A 3,980-nucleotide genomic window follows, 5' to 3' on the forward strand; every position below is an offset into this window, starting at 1 on the left:
GCCGCGGATCTGGCTTCGCCAGTCCGCAGGCGCAGCGCCCCCTCGGGGGGCAGCGCAGTACACGAAGTGACAAGCGTGGGGGCGCTTCTCTTTTTTCAAGCAGGGGCCGCGGGTCCGGCTCTGCCGGGCCGCAGGCGCAGCGGCCCCCTCGGGGGGCAGGGCGCTACACGCAGTGAGCAACCGTGGGGGCTTTATTCAGTCCGCGCGAACACGACACCGGTTACCTGTGCGGCGCCTGCATCCAGCAAGGCCTGCGCGGCGGAAAACAGCGAGGCACCGCTGGTCATCACATCGTCGACCAGCAGCACACGGCGGCCTTTCAGCTCGGGCACGCGCAGAGGCTCCACCACAAATGCGACTCTGACATTCTGGAGCCGCGCTTCGCGCTTGAGCTGGGACTGGGGCGGTGTATTCCTGATGCGCAGCAGCAGCCGGGGGTCGGCCGCGGCCAATGTGCCGCTTTGGCGGCCCAGCGCCTTCACCAGTTCCCAAGACTGGTTGAAACCACGGGTCTGCAGCCGCTCAGCCGACAGCGGCAGAGGCAGCAGCCAGTCATTTGCTTGCAGGGCAGCCAGGCTTGCGGCGACGCCTGGCGTCTGCATCAGCAGGCTTGCAAACAGTGAGGCCCAGGCCGGGTCATGGCCGAATTTGTAGTCTGCCACCAGATCCGACCAGGGGTAGGCATAGGTGACGGCGGCGAAACAGGCATGCAGCGGTGGTGGCTGGCGGACGCAGGCGGCGCATTGGTCCAGGCCGGTGGACAGACTCAGCGCACACGTGCGGCAGCGCGCCAGGGGCTGGGCAAAGCGCGCGACGCACGGGGCGCAGAGACGGCGTGCCGGCCAGCTGTGGCATACCGCGCACTGGCTGGCCAGGTTTTGCAGCACGAAAGAGGCCGGGTGGAGCAGGCGCAGCGACATCATGTCAATATACTCGGCGCTCTCCTTCTTCACTCTTCATGCCCAACGACCGCCCGCCGACCCTGGATCCGATCGCTGTTGCCCGCTGGCAGCGCGTGGCGCCAGCGGCATCGCCCTGGCTGCATGAGGAAGTGGCGCAACGCATGCAGGACCGGTTGCAGTGGATCAAGCTCCAGCCGCAGGCCTGGGCCCACTGGGGCGCCGTACGCGGGGGCTTGCAGGCGCATCGCCAGCTTGCCGAAAAATATTCAAATGCAACGTGTTTTGTGGCTGAAGCCCAGAAGCAGTATGCGCAAGTAGCTATCGATAAGATAGCAATGCCCTGGTGGAACCCAAAGCGCTGGCGCGCGCCGGCTCTGCATGTTGAAGCACCGCCCGCTGCCAGTGTGGACATGCTCTGGGCCAACATGGCGCTGCACGAGGCAGCCGATCCGCAAGCCCTGCTGGCGCGCTGGCACGAGGCGCTTCATGTCGGCGGTTTCCTGATGTTCTCCTGTCTCGGCCCCGACAGCGCGCGCGAACTGCGCGCGGTTTACCAGGCGCTGGGCTGGCCGCCGGCCGGCCATGAACTGACCGACATGCATGACTGGGGCGACATGCTGGTGCAAACCGGTTTTTCCGAACCGGTGATGGACATGGAGCGCATCACGCTGACCTACGAAACACCGCAGCGCATGCTGCAGGAGCTGCGCGAGCTGGGCCGCAATTTTCATCCAGGGCGCTTCCCCGCCTTGCGCGGACGGATGTGGCGGGCGCGGCTGCTGCAGGCGCTGACGCAACATCTGCCGCGTCAGGCAGACGGGCGGTTCACGCTGACCTTCGAGGTCATTTACGGCCATGCGCTCAAGGCGCCGCCGAAAATCAGGGTCAGTGCGCAAAGCGCGGTGTCGGTCCAGGACATGCGCGCCATGCTGCAGGGGTCGCGCGGCGGCTCCTGAGGCCCGCAGGGCGCGCCGGGGGGCTACTCGGCATGGCTCTACACGGGGTAAACCCGGCTACAATCCAAAGTCGAATTTTGGGTATGTTCCCGCGCAACAAGCCGCCGAAAGCGTATGACCGGCGGCAATTTTTTGGGCGCTGCTTCGTGTCGCACACCAACCCCGCGTTCCGTTTCACAACAGCAGGCCAGGGCGGTCAGGGCCAGCAGGCTGTGCAGTGGCTGCTTAAGCGCAACTGTTCGGTGACGCCGGCCCAGCTGCTGTGGTTATACGTCTCGCTGTGCCTGGTGTCTCTGGGCATCGCGGGTTTCTTCTGGGCACAGGGCGCAAAAATGGTGATGATTTTTACGTGGCTGGAACTCCTGGCGGTGGGCGCTGCATTCTGGGTCTATGCCCGGCATGCCACGGACGGCGAACGCATCGTCCTACAGGGGGAACGCCTGGTGGTGGAACTGGAGAGCGCGGGGCGTCTTGAGCGGGCAGAGTTCAACCGCGAGTGGGTGCGTGTCGAACCCAGAAGCGGCGACGGCTCGCTGATCGAGGTATCGGGCCAGGGCCGATCGGTCAGGGTAGGGCGGCACGTGCGTCCGGAGTTGCGGCCGGCGCTGGCGCGGGAGCTCCGGCACGCTTTGCGCGACGCTTGAGTCGCGCGGATGGCGGGGTACCGGGTCGGGGGGCACCCGGGCGTCGTCGGGGCTGACTTTATAATCAGCCGCTTAATCAGTCGGTAATTGAGGCATTAATAGTGATCACGATGAACGTACGCACAACAATAGGGTCAGGCATGAAGCAAGCAGGCGCAGTTTTGACATCCCTGGCCCTGCAAGCGAATCGCAAGCTGGCTGCCTTTATGGCCTCGCTGGCCGCCTGGATGAGTACCGCAGCCTACGCGGTCAATGACCTGCCCGGCGGCCCGGCCGTCAACCAGCTGAATCTGCACCCGGCTGTCACCAAAATTGCCGAAGAGCAGCACTGGCTGCACTGGTTCATGATGATCATCTGCCTGATCATTTTTCTGGCGGTGTTCGGTGTGATGTTTTATTCCATCTGGAAGCACCGCAAGTCCGTGGGCCACAAATCGGCCAATTTTCACGAGTCCGCCACGGTTGAGATCATCTGGACCATTGTTCCCTTCGTCATCGTGATCCTGATGGCCCTGCCGGCCACCAAGGTGTTGGTGGCCTCCAAGGACACCACCGGCGCCGACCTGACCATCAAGGCTACCGGCTTGCAGTGGAAGTGGGGCTATGACTACATCAAGGGCGAGGGCGAAGGCATCGCATTTGTCTCGACCCTGGACAGCACCCACCGGGAAATGTCCAACAATGGCGGCCCGGCCAAGGGTGAAGCCCCGGACGATTACCTGCTCAAGGTGGACAATCCGCTGGTGGTGCCTGTCGACCGCAAGATTCGCATCATCACCACGGCCAGCGACGTGATCCATGCCTTCATGGTGCCGGCTTTCGGCATCAAGCAGGATGCCATTCCCGGTTTCGTGCGCGACACCTGGTTCCGTCCCGAAAAAATCGGCGACTACTACGGCCAGTGTGCCGAGCTGTGCGGCAAGGAACACGCCTACATGCCTATCCATGTAAAGGTTCTCTCCGCAGAGGACTACAGCAAATGGGTTGGCGTCAAGGTCAAGGAAGCCGCCGCCAAGGCCGATGATCCTTCCAAGGTCTGGGCCTTGCCCGAGCTGAAAGCGCGCGGCGAAAAAGTCTACGCAGCCAATTGCGCTGCCTGCCACCAGGCCAACGGCAAGGGTGCCGGCCCAATCAAGCCGCTGGACGGCTCTGCTATCGTGGCGGACAAAGATCACGGCAAGCAGATCCAGATTCTGCTGAACGGCGCAGCCGGCGGTGCAATGCCTTCCTGGAAAGCGCTGAGCGACACCGACCTGGCAGCGGTGGCCACCTATACCAAGAACAACTGGTCCAACCAGACCGGCCAGCTCGTCCAGCCTTCTGAAGTGATGGCAGCTCGGAAATAAGCCAGGCCGTCCACAGCCGACTACTCCCACAGATTTCAAGTACAGCCGACAAGGCCCTCCGGGCCTGCCGTAAAGACAAAGCTACAGGCACAAGCCACCAAAGGAAGCCAAGATGAGTGCAGTTCTAGACCA

Annotated in this window: 4 protein-coding genes; 3 read left to right on the forward strand and 1 reads right to left on the reverse strand. The window is 63.4% G+C overall.

Features of this window, described 5'->3' with window-relative positions; all coding sequences use genetic code 11:
• Positions 1–191: 191 nt before the first annotated feature.
• Positions 192–923, reverse strand: coding sequence for a ComF family protein (locus tag ABI660_RS23160; RefSeq protein WP_348072570.1), 732 nt, complete (start codon positions 921–923; stop codon positions 192–194).
• 35 nt (positions 924–958) lie between these two features.
• Between ABI660_RS23160 and ABI660_RS23165 the strand changes: the two genes are divergently transcribed.
• From ABI660_RS23165 to coxB, 3 genes are all read left to right on the forward strand, one after another.
• Positions 959–1,858, forward strand: a complete 900-nt coding sequence (locus tag ABI660_RS23165) for a biotin synthase (RefSeq protein WP_348072572.1) — start codon at positions 959–961, stop codon at positions 1,856–1,858.
• An 83-nt stretch (positions 1,859–1,941) separates the two neighbouring features.
• On the forward strand, positions 1,942–2,502 hold the full coding sequence (locus tag ABI660_RS23170) for a DUF2244 domain-containing protein (protein WP_348072574.1): 561 nt from the start codon (positions 1,942–1,944) through the stop codon (positions 2,500–2,502).
• 206 nt (positions 2,503–2,708) lie between these two features.
• Complete coding sequence (coxB, locus tag ABI660_RS23175; RefSeq protein WP_348072576.1) at positions 2,709–3,848, forward strand: cytochrome c oxidase subunit II; 1,140 nt, start codon at positions 2,709–2,711, stop codon at positions 3,846–3,848.
• Positions 3,849–3,980 lie beyond the last annotated feature (132 nt).

This window comes from Polaromonas sp., from assembly GCF_039930745.1.
GTDB lineage: Bacteria > Pseudomonadota > Gammaproteobacteria > Burkholderiales > Burkholderiaceae_C > Polaromonas.